This window comes from Microcoleus sp. M2_D5, assembly GCF_036701935.1.
Taxonomy (GTDB): Bacteria; Cyanobacteriota; Cyanobacteriia; order Cyanobacteriales; family Microcoleaceae; genus Microcoleus.
This window is the reverse complement of record NZ_JAUBRP010000003.1, coordinates 1-20,062: the sequence shown is the minus strand read 5'-3', so window position 1 is coordinate 20,062 and position 20,062 is coordinate 1. Positions and strand designations below refer to the sequence as shown.

Here is a 20,062-nt window from a genome sequence, read left to right as displayed (position 1 = left end):
TGTTCCACAAAGAGTGAATTTTCTCGCTTCACAGGCCGAAAAGCCTGTTCATAAATAAGTGAAAAACAGCTTGTTGGCCACTAGAGGAGAAGTTATATCTTTTGAATTATTCAACCGCAGAGGCCGCAGAGAGCGCAGAGGAAGAGAAGAGAGATGAATAATTCCGATACCAACTCACATCTTGCACCCTTGTTAATAAGCTTTTCAATGGCGGGAAAGATGCCCGCGCCACAAGAAAATTTACTCTTCGCTATGCCTGTTCCACAAAGAGTGAATTTTCTCGCTTCACAGGCCGAAAAGCCTGTTCATAAATAAGTGAAAAACAGCTTGTTGGTCACTAGAGGAGAAGTTATATTTTTTGAATTATTCAACCGCAGAGGCCGCAGAGAGCGCAGAGGAAGAGAAGAGAGATGAATAATTGCGATACCAACTCACATCTTGCACCCTTGTTAATAAGCTTTTCAATGGCGGGACAGATGTCCGCGCCACAAGAAAATTTACTCTTCGCTCCACAGGCATCTTGCCTGTTATTGAGAAATAAGTTTATCGAACTGTTAGTGCGACTGTATCCTCAGCGTCTGGGTGACATTCTCCACCAACATTTTGCCTTCTCATCCGCGATGAACCTTTCTGAAAAATTGCAAAAAGTCGATCGACTCAAAGCCTGGTTGGATAGCTTTCGGCCGCTTTCTCCCACGCTGGTTGCCGAATTGAAAAAACTCTACGATGTTCGGTTCACCTATCATTCTAATGCGATCGAGGGAAATACCTTAACGCAGCGCGAAACCGAATTAGTCTTAGAAACCGGCATCACTGTCGGTGGCAAAACTTTGCGGGAACACCTAGAAGTCATCGGACATCGAGATGCGATCGACTACATTGAAATGCTAACGCGATCGGACAGTGCGATCGGTGAATGGGAAATTAAACAGATTCACAACTTAATTATAAGGGCGATCCTCTTCGAGGGCTTCGCTAACGCCCCGGAGGAAGCTGGACGCTATCGGCAGTTAGATGTCAAAGCCGCCGGTACTGAATACCTCTATCCGCCTCATTATTTGCTTTCGGGTTTGATGCCGGAATTTATCGAATGGCTCAACAGTGATAAAATCAAATCGTTACATCCGCTAGAGTATGCAGCCGAAGCACATCTTCGCTTTGTGTCGATTCATCCATTTCGGGATGGTAACGGACGGACGGGACGGCTATTGATGAATCTCCTGCTGTTGCGGGCAGGATATCCCATTGTGATTATCTCTAACCAGGTGCGTGCTGCCTACATCGATGCGATCGCAGAAGCACAGCAGCATGGTTCTGGGATTCATCCGCTCCTCGATCTTATTGTAGATGCGGCCCGATACTCGCTGATCGAAACCTTGCAAATCCTAGCAACCGCCAGCGATAGCCAAAGTCAAGGGCTGCCTTTCTATCAAGAGATGCTATCCGTTTTGCAGCAGCAGTCTCAAGAGCTGGATTAGGATTTACCAAAAATCCGCTGCTATCAAAATTATTCATCTCTCTCTTCTCTTTCTCTGCGCCCTCTGCGGCCTCTGCGGTTAAATCATTCCGAAACCACCGTAAATCCTGCAAGATGTCCCATTAAATAAAGAACCAGCCGCCACAGATAAAGATTTGATGTAGATTGGGGCGATCGAGCCAATACCGGGTGACAACAGCTATGTTGGTTTTGCTATGGTTGTTAAGGCAAGTCGATCGAGCTGAGCGCAACTCTTGCAAAACTCTACAGTCGGCTAACCATTGCCCGCAGGTGGGCTTCGATTTTAACTATAGATTAGTTAATCTCAAAAAACTACGTCGTTTACCACAGGATTCAGCAAGCAATCCTCAAGGAGTGAAAATCATGGTTCAGATTCAAGAAATTTCTCAAGTATCTACCCTGCACGCACCTGCAGCACCCAACGGAATAGCCGCTACAGAATTGCGGCCTTGGGGCTCATTTACGACTCTAGAAGAAGGCCCAGGATATAAAATTAAGCGGATCGAAGTTAAGTCGGGACACCGCCTCAGCCTGCAAATGCACCACCACCGCAGCGAACACTGGATTGTGGTTTCTGGTACTGCAAAAGTTACTTGCGGCGAAACTGAACAAGTTCTGTTTACAAATCAGTCTACCTACGTTCCTCAGTGCATTTCTCACCGCCTGGAAAATCCGGGAGTTATCCCTCTGGTTTTAATTGAGGTGCAGAATGGCGAATATCTCGGAGAAGATGATATTGTACGCTTTCAAGACGATTATGCCCGTACAGAAAAGACCAAGTAACTCAAGTTGCTAAAAATATAGGAGTATGGTGCGCGGCGCGGCGCACCCTACATTCTCCGGGTAAAGTGCACGCCTAGGCGCACTCTAAATTCTCAAAATTCAACACTACTCCCCAATTACAAATTACCAATTACTCATAATGATTTATCTGAGCAAAACAGCAGCAACCGAAGTAACGCGCCTCAAGTCGAAGCATCCGAACCCCAATGCTTTATTTCGTCTGGGCGTGGAATCGAGCGGCTGCTCCGGTTTGTCTTATACAATGGCATTTGACGACGCGCCAGCCCCAGAAGACGCTGTATGCGAGTCGGAGGGAATTTCCGTTGCGATCGACCCCCAGCACTTAAAATATCTCAATGAGCTCACCTTGGATTATTCAGAAGACTTGATGGGCGGAGGTTTCCGATTTCACAATCCCAATGCCGCCCAAAGCTGTAGCTGCGGTAACTCATTTTCTGCCAAGGAATAACCAACCTGTAGGGTGCGTCAATCGATTTTAGATTTTAGATTTTAGATTTTAGAGGCGACCCCACGGATAAATGCGGGGGCTTGAGGATTTGCGATTTGCGATTTTGGATTGATTCCACGGATAAATCACGTGGCGGGTACCATCAAGAAATTCTTGGTCAGTTGCAGATAATTCTTCAATTCTAAAATCTAAAATAGATTGACGCACCTGACACAATAAGCAATAACCAATATGATTTAGAGTGCGTCAGTTGCAGATAATTATAAAATTTAAAATCTCAAATTTAAAACTTAAAATCTCAAATTTAAAACTTAAAATCTAAAATCTAAAATCTAAAATCGTATGATGACAGTCAAAGACTTAGAAAAAGTCCAAAAAACCTTCAAAGAAGCCGGTCAAGACTACCAAGTTGAACTAGAAAGCGGGAGAATTATCATTGTGGGTCCGTCAGACATTGTATCTAGTGAAATTGGCATTCGGTTGAGTGCCTTTCTCTTCGTTTGGGTGAATCCCCGCCGTTTGGGTCGAGTTTTTGACTCCGCAGGCGGCTTTATTTTACCTGATGCTAACCTCACAGCACCTGATGTTTCTTTTGTCCGAGCGGCACGTCTCAGGCAAAGTCCCCGTTATTTCGGAGAATTAGTCCCCGACTTGGTAGTAGAAATTAAATCACAGAGCGATCGCATTAAACCGCTAGAAAAAAAGATTCATAATTTCCTACAACTCGGAGCCCAAGTAGGAATTTTGATCGATCCAGATGAAGAAACTCTAACAATTTATCGTCAGGAAGGTGAACCGATTGTGTTGGGAAATGAAGATATTTTGACAGTACCCGAACTTTTCCCTGGTTGGGAATTGCCAATTGCTGAACTGTGGCCGCCAATTTTTACTGAAGCAGAAACTCAAACTGAAGCCTAATAAAGTTTATGCAGATATTACAGAGCCAGAAATGCGAAAAACCTCTCTTCTCTTCCTCTGTGTCCTCTGCGCTCTCTGCGGTTAAATAATTCCTATGCAACCGTAAACGATATCAGCGCAATGGAAAAGCTTTCAATCAAGCTGGCGTACCGAGAATAATCCACTGCATTAACTGCTCCCACTCAGGAGATTGAGCTAACAAATCTGCATCGAATTCATTGCCTGCATCCTGCGAAAACTCGGCGAAAGCTTCCGCCCAATTAATTACTGTTTCCACAGGCAAATAAGGCGTATAATTCCAAGAACGGTGCAAAAACTCTACCATCTCAACAGAATGACCGGTGCGGTACAAATACCAAGCAATCCAAACTAACGTACTGTACTTGATTTGCTTTTCCAACAAACGTATTTTATCCGGCAATTCGGGGCGGGAAAAAAAATTGTCCATGACTGCGGCGAGGGATTTAGCCTGCGGTAAACCTTTGTACATGGCGCTTTGTTCGTGCTGGCGGTAGCAAACAGTTACTTGCTGCAACCACTCTGCTTCGCATCCCATTAAGGCTAAACGCAGCACTAAATCTGTATCTTCCGCCGGGGGAAATCGAGGATCAAATCCGCCGGCGCGCTCTAACCACTGACGGCGAAATACCATCGCGCTGGGTAATACTGGTTTCCACCGCAGCCACATTTCTAAGTCTAATTTAGGTACGTTTTGCCAGGGTTTGACATCTTTTAGCGGTTCGCCTATACTATTAACTAGACGCCAGCCGCTGTGAACTATTCCTAGATTTGGTCGCGCTGCAAATGCAGCCATTTGTGCTGCTAATTTGTCGGGGAGAAAGTAGTCGTCAGCATCAAGAAAGGCGATAAATTCTCCTCGCGCTAGCTCGATGCCGTGATTTCGGGCAATCGAAACTCCTTGATTTTGTTGGTAAATGTAGCGAATTCGATCGCCATATTTCTCTAAAACTAATCTAGTGTCATCTTTGGAACCGTCGTCTATGACAATAATTTCCCAGTTAGCATAGGTTTGGTGCAGAACGCTATCGACGGCTTGGCCGACGTAATCCGCGCAGTTGTAAGCCGGAATTACTACGCTCACCTGCGGGGTGCGATCGATCGTAACATTACTCATAATTAATTATCTTAAATTCGATTGCGTCTTTATTTTACAATGAGTTTAGGGTGCGTCAGGAACTGACGCACCCAGCAAGGGGTTGTTGTGTTCATTAATTTGGGGTCAAGAATTTGCCAAGGTAAGTTGTCGTGGATTAAGTATATCTTGGGGGCGAATTGCTGAAGGGTGGCGATCGCCTTTTACCTTCAAATACTTGTCAACTATTTGCACAACCTGTTCGGGATTGGCTGGCTTCCTCAAAAAATCGGAAGCACCTGTCAATTTCGCCCGCGTGCGGTCAATTATACTATCTTGACCGGTCAAAAATACGATCGGAGTTTCCCGAAAAGCAGGTGTTTTTCGCAAAAAATTGCACAAAGCAAAGCCACTTGTCTTCGGCATCACCACGTCCATAAAAATTAAAGCAGGCTTTTGTTTGGCGAGGATGCCCACTCCCTGCATGGGGTCTTGAATTTTTAGGACTCGATAGCCCTGGGGCAATAAAATTTGCTCTAAAAATTCGCAAACTGTCGGACTGTCATCAATACAAGCAATCAAAGGGCGACCCGGCCCTGCAATCGCCGCGGCAAGGCGCCACTGTTCTATAGGCGACGGCAAGTCTGGTACTGTTCGGAAATTTACTAAACCTTGCTTGATGTAATTAACTAAAGCGCGAGTTGCCACTGTCACGCACTGCTTTTTCTTAAATGCAATATCCCAAAGAGTATTCTCGCCGTTGAATACGTTACTCAAAGCGATCAAAGAATTAGAACTAAATCGATTTTGCTGCAACTGGGCCGACGGTTTTAAAAGCGGTGCTTGTTCTGGATCTACCAGCCACAAACCCATTGCTTTCCACTTTTGCCAAATTTCTTCTGTACAACACAGAATTTTCTCTACTTCTGTTAAAGACAGCAGCAAAGAAGAGGTAATGGTAGAAAAATATTTCTGGGAGGGACGCCACTCCCGGCGCAAACCCGATTGACCGATCAGAGCAAATAACACTTCCGAAAGGCTGGTGTGGACGATCGCCCTAGCTTGTTCCAGACTCATTTCGCTCGCTGCTATCCCTCGCTGAAGCAGTTGATATTCCCACAGTTCTCCAGCATTGAGGTCTCTGAGATCCACTTGAAAGTTTCGACAGTGTTGCCCGATCGCCCTGTACCAGCGTCTCGCTCTGTGCGCTCCTCCCGTGGCATACACCAAACTACCCTGAAAAAAGTAAAGTTGCCACTGTTGTTCCCCTTGCTCTAACACCAGTTTCCCCGTTGCTTGTTTCTGGCTGAGTACAGCCAGAGTATGGGACAACATTTTGTATCCGATTGCGGTAGCAGACATATCAACTCGCATCCCCTGTACTCTGTTTGTACCATTATATAGCTGCTGAGTTTTGAAAGATAACAGTAATTTTACTGAATTTGGCTTTAAAAACACCACTAATTGTGAGAATTTAACCCTCTTAGGGAGTGATTCCCCCCAGGAGTTTTAGCCATGATGATGTAACGGCTATTTGCCCTATTAACTAATCACTAAAATCGGGATTATAACTAATAATTAATTGCCCTCGCTATCTGGGGGAGGTACTGGATCGTAACCCCCTGGATGAAAAGGATGACAGCGCAAAATCCGCTTAACTGCCATTGAGCTGCCGCGGGCCGGCCCAAATCTTTCTATTGCTTCGATCGCGTATTGCGAACAAGTGGGCTGAAATCTACAGGCGTTAGGCAGGTAAGGAGAAATCCCCATTTTGTAGCCTCTGATTAATCCGATCAGCAATATTTTCACAATTTTTACCTCAGCGATTGATTGGATTAATAGGTCAACCTCGTCCTATACCGCTGTAAACTAGGTGCATCGATAGCATTCCCAGCGGTTAGAGTTATGCCAACTTTTCCTGTACCAATTATACCTTTTTTCATTGTTATTTTAGATACTTAAAGCACAATTTGAGGAGATAATATGGTACTTGTCTCTGAGTTGGCTACTTGACCGATACCTAAAAAATTACCGTCTCGATCGTACACCTGCAAGGGATAGGGATGTTCGGGTATTGGGTTGTGGGGGGGATGGTTGCTACTTTCCTCATAGGGTTCGATCGGCGTTTCGGGAATCGGGAGGCGCTGTCCTTGAAACCAGCGTTTGGTATATTCAGGGGAAAGGACGATCGCACCTAAATGTCCCAAAACCGCCGATGGCAAAATCGGGCAGAATTTATTCTCCTGCAATTGCAGTTCCAATTGTTCAAAAGTTAGACTTTGGTCGATCGAAAAACCGCTACTTTCGGTGCGAGTCAAACAAGCCAAAGTACCGCCTGCATTAAACAGTGCACCCAAATCCCGCGCGATCGCCCGAATGTAAGTACCCGCCCCGCAGGCGATCGACAAATCCAATTCAGGAAAATCCCCCGGCCGCCAATCCAAGATTTCCAGCCGAAAAACCTCGACTTTCCTAGCAGCAACTTCCACAGTTTCGCCTTTTCTAGCTAACTCATAAAGGCGTTTTCCTCCCACCTGCACCGCACTAAAACTCGGCGGAAATTGCTCGATTTTTCCTAGGAATTTTGGCAGTGCAGATTGCACTTGTTCCAAACTCAACTCTGGCACCGGTCGAGAATGGATAATTTCTCCTTCTAAATCGTCAGTAGCAGTAGTTAAGCCAAACCGAATCGTGCCTCGGTAAGCTTTATTGTGTTGGAGATATTGCAGCAGTCTGGTTGCTTTGCCCAGGGCGATCGGCAAAACGCCAGTCACGGCAGGATCGAGGGTTCCTCCGTGTCCGACTCGCTTGAGTTTCAATAGCCGGCGCACTCGCCCCACGCAGTCGTGAGAAGTCATGCCCGCAGGTTTGTTGAGATTGAGAAAACCGTCAGTAGTCATTAGGAAGTTCGGCAACGGATTTTGTAACGGATGTAACGGATATAACGGATGTCAGGAAGAGGGAAGATGGAAGATGAAAAGTTTTGAGTTTGCTTTTTTTCGCAACGCGAAAGCTAACGTTACTTGCAACGCAAAAGCGGTTTTTAGTTAACAAGTTAAACATTGAAAACTTAAAACTACAAAGTACCCGCCAGCCCAATTATCAATTCTCAATTCCCCATTCCCAATTAAAGAATAAAGTCTGCCTGACTGATAGAAGCGCGGGCAACTCCGAATAAAGTAGCCAGAGTTTCCTTGGTGCTTGTAAGCTGAATAATTGTCGTGGGCGAAGTTCCAGCCCCAGCGGAAATGGTGATTTCGCCAAAAGTAAGGCCGGCAGTCAAGCGAATTCGATCCGTACCATCAGTAAAATCTGTAATCACATCCCCGTCTGCCAAACGCCCGATCGCAAAAGTATCGTTTCCGGTGCCGCCAGTTAAAGTATCTTGGCCGCGATCGCCCGATAAACAGTCATTGCCGATGCCACCAAACAGCGAGTCATCGCCAGCACCCCCAAAAAGCGAGTCATCGCCCGCGCCTCCCAACAAAGTATCGGTGTCTTGGTTGCCAAACAGCAAATCATTGCCATCGCCGCCCAGCATTGAGTCAGAACCTTTGCCACCGTAGAAAGTATCGTCGCCGGCGCCACCCAAAACGCTGTCGCGGCCCGCACCGCCGAACAGCAAATCATCGCCAACGTCCCCCAGCAGTGAGTCATCGCCGTCGCCGCCGTAGAGGGAATCGTCTGCGCCTAAGCCGAAAATGCTGTCAGGGCCACCCAAACCAAATATCAAGTTAGCGCCCGCACTACCTCTGAGGGAGTCGGGGCCGCTGGTGCCGCGAGTGCCGCCAGCGGGCCCGGAGGGACGGGTACCGCCGCCGCTGGGGGTTGGGGTTGTGACGGGAATTGGTACAAGTGGCACTGCTGATGGCATGATTCTGAAGATGGGTAGAAATTTGCCATTCTAACTTAACTTAAAACCGGAAGTTATAAGCTCGCCAACCGCCGAGATGAGAAATATCGATCGCATCCGCCACAGCATAAGGTTCGCACAAAAAGCCCTGCACCGTGGAGCCGTCCTCCAACACCAGCGTACCAATTCCCAAGGGCGGGGGAATTTTAGCGACAAATCCGCCGAAAGCCGCGATCGACAACTCCCAAACTTCCACCTCGATCGCGCTACCGCCCTCTACCTGACGCACCAGTCCCGGCTTGCCCAGAGCAGTACCCGTCAAAGCGTACAGCTTGTAAATCGGGCTGGTACGGCAGGCGCGAACCAAAACGCCTCCCCCCTCGATTAGTTGATAATTCAGCGGCTCACCGCTCAAATGAGCGCCAACCACAGCTATTTTGACTCGTTCTTCTGAGTCGGGTTTGGCTGCGAGGGCGGGTTCCGGGACGGTTGGCAGCGGCAGACCGGTTGCGCCCAAAGTTCCGCCCAAGCGATCGTGGAAAGCACAGCCCAGGCGGCACAGCGATAAATCGTGCCACGCAGGAGCCATCAGTGTCAATCCTGCGGGCAATCCGCTGCTTTGAAACCCGCTGGGAACTGCGATCGCACACAAATCGAGCAAATTCGCAAAGTTCGTGTAGCGGCCTAGATTGGTGTTGAGCGCGATCGGCTCGGCTGCAACTTCTGCGACAGTATAAATCGTACCTGTCGTGGGAACAGCCAAAACATCCATTGACTGCCACTGAATTTCTGCCTTCTTGCGGAGCTCTGCCAAGCGGTACGACGCGCGGTAGGCAGAGACGGCATCGTAGCGTTTGCCACCGCTGATAATTTCGCAGACGATCGGATCGATCGCATCTGGGTGCGCGTCGAGGAAATCGCCGATCGCGGCCAACCTTTCTGCTACCCAAGGCCCGCCGTAGAGCAGTTCGGCCGCCTCAGCAAAGGGTTTGAAGTCAATAGGTGCGATCGTGCAGCCCAATGATTGCAAGCGCGCGATCGACTCTCGGTAGCGCTGTTCGGCTTCTGCATTCCCGAAAAATTCGAGTTCGCCCTCTCCGGGAATTCCCACCCGCAAGCGGGATAAATCCGGCAAAACTTTCGTTTCAGGGTGGCGAGAAAACGCATCCTCAGCGTCAAAACCGCTGGCTGCTTGCAGCACGGAGGCCGCATCCGCACAGGTGAGAGCGAACACAGAAACGCAATCGAGCGATCGCACCGCCGGCAGCAAGCCGCGAGTGCTTACCGATCCGCAACTTGGCTTCAGCCCGACAATGTTGGTAAAAGCAGCGGGAACCCGCCCTGAGCCTGCGGTATCGGTACCCAGAGCAAAACTCACCAATCCGGCGGAGACTGCTACGGCGGAACCGGAACTCGATCCGCCCGGAATGTAGCGCGAATCGAACGGATTGCGGCAAACTCCATAGGGAGTGCGGGTTCCCACTAATCCTGTGGCAAATTGATCCATGTTTGTTTTGCCGATCGCGATCGCACCTGCCGCGCACAAACGCTCTACGACTGCGGACGATCGCGCTGGAGTGCTAGCAAACCGAGGACATCCCGCTGTAGTGGGAACGCCGGCCCAATCGAGATTATCTTTGATCGCAAAAGGTATTCCGTAGAGCGGCAATTGTTGCGGATCTAGGTTTTCCAAAGCTTTGGCGCGTTCGAGGGTTTCCGCCTGCGGTGCTAAATAAATCCATACTGCCGGATCTGCATAGCGTTCGATCCGATCGTACACGCTCGCGATCGCATCTGCAGGCGCGATCGATCCCGTGCGGTAGCGATCGAGCAGCGAATGAATGTCGAGACTGTTGCTGTAGTTAAATTCTTCCATAATGCACCGTCAGTCGATTTTAGATTTTAGATTTGAGATTTTAGATTAGACTTGTATGATTTTGTAGGGGCGGGTTCACCAATAATAATTGCCCATAATCGATAATCTCATAAACCCGCCCCCGCCCATACTTCGCGATCGACTCCAAAACCTTTCATCTTAAAAATCCGAGAAAAACCGTATTTTGTAACATCATACACATTTTCCGATCGAGCTTGCTGTTACCGTTTGAAACGTAGCAATCTCGTAAGATTGCAAGCTACAGTATGCTTACCTTTCAAAAAGCTAAGTGCATTGCTGTTACTGACAGTCTCGAATAACTCCTTGGGTTGCAAACAGGACTTATACAGACAAAAACCGAAAAAATTTAACAGCTTCTAGGGTTCCGATTTGAATCAGTTTCTAACTCAGCTTAGACAGTTCAAGTGCTGGTCCGAGAGAAGCAGACTGGTCATCCCAAGATTTTATTAATTTGAGGGGAACACTAGCCAGTTACACGGCGGGATAAAAGCCCGGGAGAAACGCGATCGGTCAGCAAGACTCGGTTCGTTAGCTCTCGGGCTTTATCCTTGTATATCAGGGGGGTTTGCGGCAGCTAAGGAAGCCAAAGAAGGTGCAAAAGCTCGATCGACATATTCACCTCTAACCAGCAACCAGAATATGCTATGAATATCCGATATTGCTCCCCAAAAAGAATGCGATCGCCCTTGTCCTACTGCGCCCTATTTTTCATCACCTTGTTTTTTGCTGTCGGCTGCGTCAACCCGGCAATTTATATCAAAACCACGACTGAAAGCGAAGCAGCTTCTTCAGTAAGTGCTAACGCAGTTCGCCTCGGATTCAGCGCGTGGCCCGGCTGGTTTCCGTGGCAAATTGCCAAAGAACAAAAGATATTTGAAGCCAACAATGTTCCTGTAGACTTAAAATGGTTTGACGGTTACTTAGAATCGATTAGCACACTCACAGCCGGACAGATAGATGCTAACAGCCAAACCCTCGGCGATACCGTAAACTCTATATCAGGCGGTGCCGACCAAGTAATTGTTTTAGTCAACGACAACTCGACGGGAAATGACAAAGTGATTGTCGCTGAAGGCATCAATTCCGTTGCGGATTTAAGAGGTAAAAAAGTTGCGGCAGAGGAAGGTACAGTCGATCACTTTCTATTGCTGTTAGGGCTGAGACAAGCAGGTTTATCAGTGCAAGATATTCAATTTGTACCGCTGGAAACTGGCAAAGCTGCGGCGGCTTTCGTCGGAGGACAAGTCGATGCGGTGGCAGTATTTGCGCCGTTTACCACCCAGGCATTAAAACGATCGAACAGCAAGGAACTGTTTAGTTCCAAAGATTTTCCGGGGGCGATTTCTGACCACTTGGTATTCACCCGAAAGTTTATCGGCGAACACCCCGATCGAGTGCAAGCGCTGGTCAATTCATGGTTTGCAACATTGGAATACATGAAAGCCAATAAAGAGAAATCTTACGAGATTCTCGCCAACCGCGCCGGAGTTAGCGTTGAGGAATACAAAGAATATGAAAACGGCACTCAGATATTTACGATCGAGGAAAACTTGAAAGCCTTTCAACCGGGAAACGACATGACATCATTGCAGTTTGCTGCGGCAGAAATGAATAAATTTCTCGTAGATGTAAATTTAGCCAAAACCCAACCAGATATCAGCACATTATTTGACGATCGCTTTATCAAAGCTTATGCAGAAGGTAAAAGCTAAAAGGCATAATTTACGATTGTGCAGACACAAAAAACCTTGAAAAAAATACTTTTTATAATCCCCAAAATTTCCTCCAATTACTCGACCAATCCTTCCGCAATTAAATCATGCCACCAAATCCCGATCCTCGATCGATCCAATCCCACATCAAGCAAAAAAACCTAAATCCCACCGTTTTCTGGCGGATTGCGGAAGAGATACCGCAACCTCTCAATATTGGGTTAACGGTAACATCGATCGCACTCCCGCTGCTGCTGTGGTGGCTAGTAACAACCTTCGCTAACGTAGACCCCAAATTTTTGCCTTCCCCCGCCAAAGTTTTAGAGGCATTTGGTCGGCTGTGGAACACTCGCGAACTTTTGAAAGATACGGTAGCGAGTTTGTGGCGGGTGGGAGTGGGCTTTCTGTTCGCCTTGGTTTTTTCCATACCAATTGGCGTGCTGATGGGCAGTTTTGCCAGTATTCGCGCCTTGCTAGAACCCATGTTCGGCTTGATGCGATATATGCCCGCACCAGCATTCATTCCCCTGCTAATTCTCTACTTGGGAATCGGCGAAGAACCCAAAATTACCCTGATATTTATCGGCGTCTTTTTCTTCAATTCGCTGATGGTGATGGATACAGTCAAGTTTGTTCCAAAAGACTTGATCGAATCTACTTATATGTTGGGTGGGAATCGCTGGGAAATCCTAACTCAAGTTATTTTTCCCCACGTTTTGCCGGGAATTCTTGATGCTAGCCGCATCAACTTAGCTGCGGCTTGGCAATTGGTAATTGTCTCGGAATTGATTGCGGCAACCGAAGGCTTAGGCCGCCGGATCAGCGTCGCAGGTCGATTTCTCCGAACCGATGAAATTTTTGTGGGGCTGATTGTCATTGGGGCGATCGGACTGACTTTTGACTTGCTTTTTCAATATCTGCTGCGGGTGTCTTGTAAATGGTCAAGTCAGAAACAGTAAGCAGATCGGGACTTACGGATGGGTGCCCAGAAACCGGGTTTTTTTACGAAAACACACAGGTTGCAGCCCGCATATTAGGTAAAAAACCCGGTTTCTTTGTCGGAGTGCGTAAGTCCAGCAGAGGTTAGAAAGCAGAATGGTGTCATTTTTTTACTTACAATAGAGAGGATAAACTCATGTTTTTGCAAATCAACAACCTGCACAAAAACTTTGAAACGAAAAAGGGTAAATTAGTTGTTCTCAAGGACATCAATATGACCATCAAGCAAGGCGAATTTATCTGCGCGGTAGGCGCATCCGGTTCGGGCAAATCTACTCTGTTGAGGCAGATTGCGGGATTGGACAAGCCGACAGCAGGGGAAGTGAAAATCGATGGCAAGGAAGTTGTTTCGCCTGGGCCGGATCGAGGTATGGTATTTCAGCATTACACTCTTTATCCTTGGATGAACGTGCAGGAAAATGCCGAGTTTGGTCTCAAACTTCAAGGCGTGTCCAAGCAGAAGCGGCGCGAACAAGCGAGCTATTATTTGAGTGTGGTAGGATTGACGCAGTTTGCTTCGTCGCTACCGAAGGAATTGTCGGGCGGGATGAAACAGCGGGTGGCGATCGCCCGCGCCCTCGCTTCTGAACCTAAAGTGTTATTAATGGATGAACCTTTCGGCGCATTGGATATCCACACTAAAGAATCGATGCACGAATTCATGCTGGATTTGTGGCGCCGCACTCAGATTACAATCTTTATGATTACCCACGATGTCGAAGAAGCGGTGTTTCTTTCCAATCGGATTTATGCTTTGGGCGCTCGTCCCGGTACAGTGAGAAAGGAAATGTCGATTAATTTGCCCGATCGCACTCCCAGCGTTAAACGCCACGCCAAATTCCACGATTACCGCGACGAACTCATGGATTTGATGCGGAAACACGGACAGGAAGCAGTTGCAATGGCTGCTTAAATAGAAATAGGTTTGCAGTTGCACTTTTAGGAACAGGCAAGATGCCTGTTCCACAAAGACTAAATTTTCTTGTGGAACAGGCATCTTGCCTGTTCTTAAAAATAGTGCAAGATATCAGTGGAGATAAATATTACTTTGGGAGAAAGTGAGTTTTGCCACTACAAAATACTATTATTTTGTTTCGCTGACCTACCCAAATACATCAAGAGGAACTTATGGTGCAACTATCATCGATCGACAAAAACTCACAAATTGATTCAAGCCTCGTATTAATCGAAGAAACCGTACCGGGCGGCGCGTACTGGTCGGGAGTCATCAAGCGGGGAAACACCCTGCGAATCACCGATTTAGAAGGCTCTCGCGGCGTTTCCATGCTGTGCTACAACGCCGACAATGCGATCGAACGTTTCAACGCAGCAGACACCGCCAAAATTCAATTCAACGCCTTTCTCAAACAAGGCATGGTCATCTACACAGACATGGGGCGCGTCCTATTTTCCATCACCCAAGATACCTCCGGCTGTCACGATTTGCTAGGAGGATGCAGCAACGCCATTAGCAATGCCAAAAAATACGGCGAAGGAGACTGGAAAAACTCCCGCGACAACTTCCTCAAAGCCCTAAGTCGGTGGGGATTGGGCAAAAAAGATATCATGCCCAACCTCAACTTATTTACTCGCATTGCCGTCAAACCAGACGGCACGATGGAGTTTCGCGAAGGCTGCGAAAAACCCGGTAGTTTTATCGATTTGCGAGCCGAAATGAACGTATTGACCATTATCTCTAACTGCCCCCACATCCTGCATCCTGGTTCAATTTACGATCCAAAACCCATCCAAATTCAGATTGTGAAAACCCCCGCCCCCGCACCCGACGACTTGTGCCGCACCGCCAACCCGGAAGCCGTGCGCGGGTTCATCAACACCGATGCTTTGTTCGTGCAATAAATAGACTTGCATTGCATTCCCAAGCTTCCACTTCCTTCCCTTATCTGCGTTTATCTGTGTTTATCTGCCTGACATCTGCGGTTTATGTCTCAATCAAAGACTTATGCAAGATATCTAATAAACCAGATTCCACAACTAAATCTTCTCCGCATCAATTGGCGGTGAACTATTCGGTAATTTCATCAAAAAAAGTGAACCATGACTGCAACTACCCAACAAATTCTCGATCCAAAAACAGCAATTTATAACGAAGTTTTACCAGCCAGACATCCCTGGTCTCGCGTCATCAAAAAAGGACAGATTCTCCGCATTGTAGATTTAGGCGGAAATCAAGCAGTAGATTTTTTAGTTTACAATGCCGATGACCCTTCCGAACGCTACAGCGCCGCCGATACGATCGTCAATCAAGGCAACATCTTTGTCACTACAAACAGCCAACTCATTTCCAACGAAGGGCGAGTCATGATGACCATAATTGCTGACACCTGCGGGCGGCACGACACCTCCGGCGGCGCCTGTAGCTGCGAGAGCAATTCGGTGCGGTTTGGACTCGATAAAAAATACCAGCACGCCTGCGTTGAAAATTTCCTCGCTGCAATTCTTCCCTACGGTTTGGGCAAGCGAGATTTAGTCAGCAATATCAACTTTTTTATGAATGTTCCGGTTAGCGAAGATGGCACGCTTGAAATTGTTGACGGCATCTCCGATCCGGGAAGTACAGTTGATTTGCGAGCCGAAATGAACGCGCTGGTTGCTATTTCTAACTGCCCGCAAATGAACAATCCTTGCAATGCTTACAATCCTACGCCGATTCAGTTGATTGTTTGGGATTCTGTGTAATCTGAAAATATCTAATTTCTGAACCCCTGCCCCAAGTCCAAGAAACCGGGTTTCTGCGATGATTTTGGCATACTCACCAAGATTTAGGAAGAAACCCGGTTTCTGAACCCCTGCCCCAAGTCCAAGAAACCGGGTTTCTGCGATGATTTTGGCATACTCACCAAGATTTAGGAAGAAACCCGGTTTCTGAACCCCTGCCCCAAGTCCAAGAAACCGGGTTTCTGCGATGATTTTTGTATCCTCACCAAGATTTAGGAAGAAACCCGGTTTCTGAACCCCTGCCATTAGCAATTCCCAATTCCCAATTCCCTAAATGTTTAACAAAGTTTTGATTGCCAATCGCGGTGAAATTGCCTGCCGAATTATCCGCACCCTCGATCGCCTCGGAATTGCTTCGGTAGCAGTATATTCTGAAGCCGACGCCCGCGCCAAGCACGTTTTCGCCGCCAGCGAAGCCGTTTGTATCGGTGCAGCCGCCGCAGCCGAGAGTTATTTGCGGTTCGATCGCATTCTCGAAGTTGCGCGCCAAACAAAAGCTCAAGCTATCCATCCTGGTTACGGCTTTTTGAGCGAAAATGCTGAATTTGCCGAAGCTTGTGCAAGGGAAAATATTGCATTTATCGGCCCGACTCCGAGTCAGTTGCGCTGCTTTGGATTGAAGCACACCGCGCGGGAAATAGCCGCTGCAAATCAAGTGCCGCTAACTCCCGGAAGCGAACTTTTAGCAAGTTTAGAAGATGCCCAAAAAGCGGCTGGGGCGATCGGCTATCCGGTGATGCTCAAAAGTACCGCAGGCGGCGGCGGCATCGGTTTGCAGGCTTGTTTTGGCGATCGAGATTTGGCAGAAGCATTTGAAAAAGTACAGCGTTTGAGTCAAAGCAATTTTAAACAAAGCGGCGTTTTTTTAGAGAAATACATTCAAACAGCCAGACACATAGAAGTCCAAATCTTTGGAGATGGCAAAGGAAATGTCATAGCCTTGGGCGAGCGAGATTGTTCGGTGCAGCGGCGCAATCAAAAAGTAATAGAAGAAACCCCCGCCCCTGCTATTAGCGACGAACAGCGAAATCAGTTGTACGCTGCTGCCGTGCGGTTGGGAAAAGCGGTAAATTACCAATCAGCCGGTACTGTTGAATTTGTCTTTGATGTCGATGCCAAACAGTTTTATTTTTTGGAAGTCAACACGCGCTTGCAAGTCGAACACGGCGTTACTGAAGCTGTCAACAACATTGACCTCGTTGAGTGGATGGTAAAACAGGCTTCGGGGGATTTGTTCCCCCTGGAAGAGTACCGCTATCAGCCGCAGGGACACTCAATTGAGGTGCGAATTTATGCGGAAGATGCCGGCAAGAATTTTCAGCCGAGTTCCGGGTTGCTGAATCAAGTTGCCTTTCCCGAAAACGTCCGCTGCGACAGTTGGATAGAAACGGGCACGGAGGTAACTCCTTTTTACGATCCGCTGCTAGCCAAAGTAATCGTTTGCGGAGATAATCGAGAACAGGCGATCGTAAAACTAAAAGCTGCTTTAGATGCCAGTGAAATAGCGGGAATTGAAACTAATTTAGATTACCTCCGCCAGATTTTGGACGATTCCAGATTCCACCGGGGCGAACTGAGCACGCGCTTTTTAAACTCTTTTGAATACGCACCTTTAACGATCGATGTATTGGATGGGGGAACCTACAGCAGCATTCAAGATTATCCGGGGCGGATTGGCTATTGGGATGTTGGCGTGCCACCTTCTGGGCCGATGGATCATCTGGCATTTCGATCGGCAAATCGTTTAGTAGGAAATCCCGAATCGACAGCAGGATTGGAATTCACAGCCACAGGCCCAACTCTGCGCTTTAATGCCGATACAGTTATTAGTTTAACCGGTGCAACTATGAAGGGAACCCTAAACGGCGAATCGGTGCCGTTTTGGACGGCAATTCCCGTAAAAGCTGGCAGCATTCTCAAGTTAAAAGCCATTCAAGGCGGCGGCTACCGCACTTATTTAGCAGTCAAACACGGCTTTAATGTCCCCGATTATTTGGGCAGCAAATCAACGTTTGTACTGGGCAAATTTGGCGGACACGCGGGCCGCACGCTGCGTCCGGGAGATGTGTTAAAACTCAACCAAACTGCAACTCTGGAAGCGGAAATATCTTTGCCTCCCGAACTAATTCCAACTTACAGCAATAATTGGGAAATCGGTGTTTTGTACGGGCCTCACGGCGCGCCGGATTTCTTTACTGAGTCAGACATCGAAATGTTTTTCTCCACAGAATGGCGGGTGCATTACAACTCGACGCGGACGGGCATTCGGCTGATCGGTCCGAAACCGACTTGGGCGCGTCAAGACGGCGGAGAAGCGGGTTTGCACCCGTCTAACATTCACGATAATGCTTACGCGATCGGCACGATCGATTTTACGGGCGATATGCCTGTAATTCTCGGTCTTGACGGCCCGAGTTTGGGAGGTTTTGTGTGTCCTGCTACTATTGTGCAGTCGGAATTATGGAAAATCGGGCAACTAAAACCGGGGGACAGCATTCGCTTTCACTGTTTGAGTTTTGCTGAAGCTTTGCAGCGGGAATTAGCACAAAATAGGCAAATTGCTACTTTTAGTTTGCCTATTTTTGGGGAAAATGCGGAGGAATTGCCCGCAGTTCCCGCTTCTCCAATTTTGCACGAAATTCCCGAATCTCCGGGACAGGTTGCTGTTACTTACCGTCAAGCTGGGGATAAATATATTCTAGTTGAATACGGCCCGTTGGTGCTGGATTTAAATTTGCGTTTTCGGGCGCACGCATTGATGGAACAGTTGAAAGCAAATCCGTTGCCTGGTGTTATCGAATTAGTGCCGGGAATGCGATCGCTCCAAATTCACTTTGAGGGCCGCCAGATTTCGCAACAGCAGCTAATGCAGGCGCTGATTGCGGCGGAGGCGGAACTTCCGGCGATCGACAATATGGAAGTGCCGGCGCGAATTGTACACTTGCCTTTATCTTGGGAAGATGAATCGACGCTGTTGGCCATTGAAAAATATATGCAGTCTGTGCGGTCGGATGCACCTTGGTGTCCCAGCAATATTGAGTTTATTCGCCGCATAAACGGGCTTGAGGGCATCGAACAAGTCAGAGAAATTGTCTTTAATGCTAGCTATTTAGTGATGGGTTTGGGAGACGTTTATTTAGGCGCGCCCGTCGCAACTCCCCTCGATCCGCGCCACCGTTTGGTTACTACTAAATACAATCCCGCCCGCACTTGGACTCCTGAAAATGCAGTTGGCATTGGCGGCGCGTATTTGTGCGTTTACGGGATGGAAGGGCCCGGAGGTTATCAATTTGTCGGCCGCACTGTGCAAATGTGGAATCGGTTCAAACAAACGGCGGATTTCCAGTCTGGTAAACCTTGGCTTTTGCGCTTTTTTGACCAAATCCGATTTTATCCGGTTTCTCATGAGGAATTGCACCGCTGTCGGGAAGAATTTATCGAAGGGAAGTTTAAATTAAAGGTTGAGGAAATCACTTTTAATTTGAGAGAATACAATGAATTTTTGCATTTTATTGCTAGCAGTGCGGCTGAGTTTAAAGCGCAGCAGCAGGCGGCATTTAATGCAGAGCGCGATCGCTGGGCCGCATCCGGGGAATTTGAAGCTGAATCAGCAGCAGAATCCTCGGCGGATGTGGCTTCTGAAACAGCGGCGGAGGTTGTTTTGCCCGAAGGTTGCGAGGCAGTTGTCGCTCACGTTTCGGCTAATGTTTGGCAGGTGCTGGTTAATGTGGGAGATGCGGTAGCTGAGGGCGATCGTCTGTTAATTTTGGAAGCGATGAAAATGGAAATTGCTATTACTGCTGATGTGGCTGGGACTGTTGCCGAGTTGTTTTGTGAAAAGGGACAAACGGTGACAGCCGGACAAATTCTAGCGGCTATTCAACCGAATTAATCTCTCTGGTGTCAGGAGTGAACACTTACGCGCTTATGCGGGAAACACTTCTGTAATGAGGCACGCTACTATCGTCTTTTAAATGCCGAACAGCTTATCGCCCATGAGTCCTGGCGCAAGACAAAGGATATACTTAGGAATGAGAATTAAATAACTTCCACTCTTGAAAGTGGGATGGGCGTCCCGCCCGTCCACTCATGACGGGCGGG

Annotated in this window: 16 protein-coding genes and 1 riboswitch; of the genes, 10 read left to right on the top strand and 6 right to left on the bottom strand. The window is 47.8% G+C overall.

What is annotated here, in order from left to right:
* The first annotated feature begins 476 nt into the window (after positions 1–476).
* The 4 genes from QUA50_RS01690 to QUA50_RS01675 all read left to right on the top strand — a co-directional run bounded on the left by QUA50_RS01690 (position 477) and on the right by QUA50_RS01675 (position 3,668).
* Positions 477–1,478, top strand: a complete 1,002-nt coding sequence (locus QUA50_RS01690) for a Fic family protein (RefSeq protein ID WP_333267155.1) — start codon at positions 477–479, stop codon at positions 1,476–1,478.
* Positions 1,479–1,861: 383 nt separating this feature from the next.
* Positions 1,862–2,281: a phosphomannose isomerase type II C-terminal cupin domain gene (locus QUA50_RS01685; protein ID WP_333267153.1), complete on the top strand. Its 420-nt coding sequence runs from the start codon at positions 1,862–1,864 to the stop codon at positions 2,279–2,281.
* 139 nt (positions 2,282–2,420) lie between these two features.
* Positions 2,421–2,750: an iron-sulfur cluster assembly accessory protein gene (locus tag QUA50_RS01680; RefSeq protein ID WP_333267151.1), complete on the top strand. Its 330-nt coding sequence runs from the start codon at positions 2,421–2,423 to the stop codon at positions 2,748–2,750.
* Positions 2,751–3,095: 345 nt separating this feature from the next.
* The gene (locus tag QUA50_RS01675) at positions 3,096–3,668 is read left to right on the top strand and encodes a Uma2 family endonuclease (protein ID WP_333267162.1); all 573 of its coding nucleotides are present in this window, start codon (positions 3,096–3,098) and stop codon (positions 3,666–3,668) included.
* A gap of 136 nt (positions 3,669–3,804) precedes the next feature.
* On the opposite strand, the gene QUA50_RS01670 is transcribed toward QUA50_RS01675, so the two are convergent.
* The 6 genes from QUA50_RS01670 to atzF all read right to left on the bottom strand — a co-directional run bounded on the left by QUA50_RS01670 (position 3,805) and on the right by atzF (position 10,490).
* Positions 3,805–4,803 (bottom strand): glycosyltransferase, encoded by a 999-nt coding sequence (locus QUA50_RS01670; RefSeq protein ID WP_333267150.1) that lies wholly within the window; start codon positions 4,801–4,803, stop codon positions 3,805–3,807.
* Between the two features lie 105 nt (positions 4,804–4,908).
* Positions 4,909–6,123, bottom strand: a complete 1,215-nt coding sequence (locus tag QUA50_RS01665; protein ID WP_333267148.1) for a response regulator — start codon at positions 6,121–6,123, stop codon at positions 4,909–4,911.
* Between the two features lie 216 nt (positions 6,124–6,339).
* The gene (yidD, locus tag QUA50_RS01660) at positions 6,340–6,570 is read right to left on the bottom strand and encodes a membrane protein insertion efficiency factor YidD (RefSeq protein WP_333267146.1); all 231 of its coding nucleotides are present in this window, start codon (positions 6,568–6,570) and stop codon (positions 6,340–6,342) included.
* A gap of 149 nt (positions 6,571–6,719) precedes the next feature.
* The gene (truB, locus tag QUA50_RS01655) at positions 6,720–7,661 is read right to left on the bottom strand and encodes a tRNA pseudouridine(55) synthase TruB (RefSeq protein ID WP_333267144.1); all 942 of its coding nucleotides are present in this window, start codon (positions 7,659–7,661) and stop codon (positions 6,720–6,722) included.
* 227 nt (positions 7,662–7,888) lie between these two features.
* Complete coding sequence (locus tag QUA50_RS01650) at positions 7,889–8,635, bottom strand: calcium-binding protein (protein ID WP_333267142.1); 747 nt, start codon at positions 8,633–8,635, stop codon at positions 7,889–7,891.
* A 40-nt stretch (positions 8,636–8,675) separates the two neighbouring features.
* Positions 8,676–10,490: an allophanate hydrolase gene (gene atzF, locus QUA50_RS01645; RefSeq protein WP_333267140.1), complete on the bottom strand. Its 1,815-nt coding sequence runs from the start codon at positions 10,488–10,490 to the stop codon at positions 8,676–8,678.
* A gap of 366 nt (positions 10,491–10,856) precedes the next feature.
* Positions 10,857–11,011: riboswitch (guanidine-I (ykkC/yxkD leader) on the top strand.
* 144 nt (positions 11,012–11,155) lie between these two features.
* Between atzF and QUA50_RS01640 the strand changes: the two genes are divergently transcribed.
* The 6 genes from QUA50_RS01640 (at position 11,156) to uca (ending at position 19,853) form a co-directional block, all read left to right on the top strand.
* Positions 11,156–12,223 (top strand): ABC transporter substrate-binding protein, encoded by a 1,068-nt coding sequence (locus tag QUA50_RS01640; RefSeq protein WP_333267138.1) that lies wholly within the window; start codon positions 11,156–11,158, stop codon positions 12,221–12,223.
* Between the two features lie 107 nt (positions 12,224–12,330).
* The gene (locus tag QUA50_RS01635) at positions 12,331–13,182 is read left to right on the top strand and encodes an ABC transporter permease (RefSeq protein WP_333267136.1); all 852 of its coding nucleotides are present in this window, start codon (positions 12,331–12,333) and stop codon (positions 13,180–13,182) included.
* 176 nt (positions 13,183–13,358) lie between these two features.
* Positions 13,359–14,135, top strand: a complete 777-nt coding sequence (locus tag QUA50_RS01630) for an ABC transporter ATP-binding protein (RefSeq protein WP_333267134.1) — start codon at positions 13,359–13,361, stop codon at positions 14,133–14,135.
* A gap of 215 nt (positions 14,136–14,350) precedes the next feature.
* Positions 14,351–15,082, top strand: a complete 732-nt coding sequence (locus QUA50_RS01625) for an urea amidolyase associated protein UAAP1 (RefSeq protein WP_333267132.1) — start codon at positions 14,351–14,353, stop codon at positions 15,080–15,082.
* 198 nt (positions 15,083–15,280) lie between these two features.
* Positions 15,281–15,922, top strand: a complete 642-nt coding sequence (locus QUA50_RS01620) for an urea amidolyase associated protein UAAP2 (RefSeq protein ID WP_333267130.1) — start codon at positions 15,281–15,283, stop codon at positions 15,920–15,922.
* Between the two features lie 313 nt (positions 15,923–16,235).
* Positions 16,236–19,853 carry an urea carboxylase gene (uca, locus tag QUA50_RS01615; protein ID WP_333267128.1) on the top strand — a complete coding sequence of 1,206 codons (3,618 nt, stop codon included), beginning with the start codon at positions 16,236–16,238 and terminating at the stop codon, positions 19,851–19,853.
* The last annotated feature ends 209 nt before the right edge of the window (positions 19,854–20,062 follow it).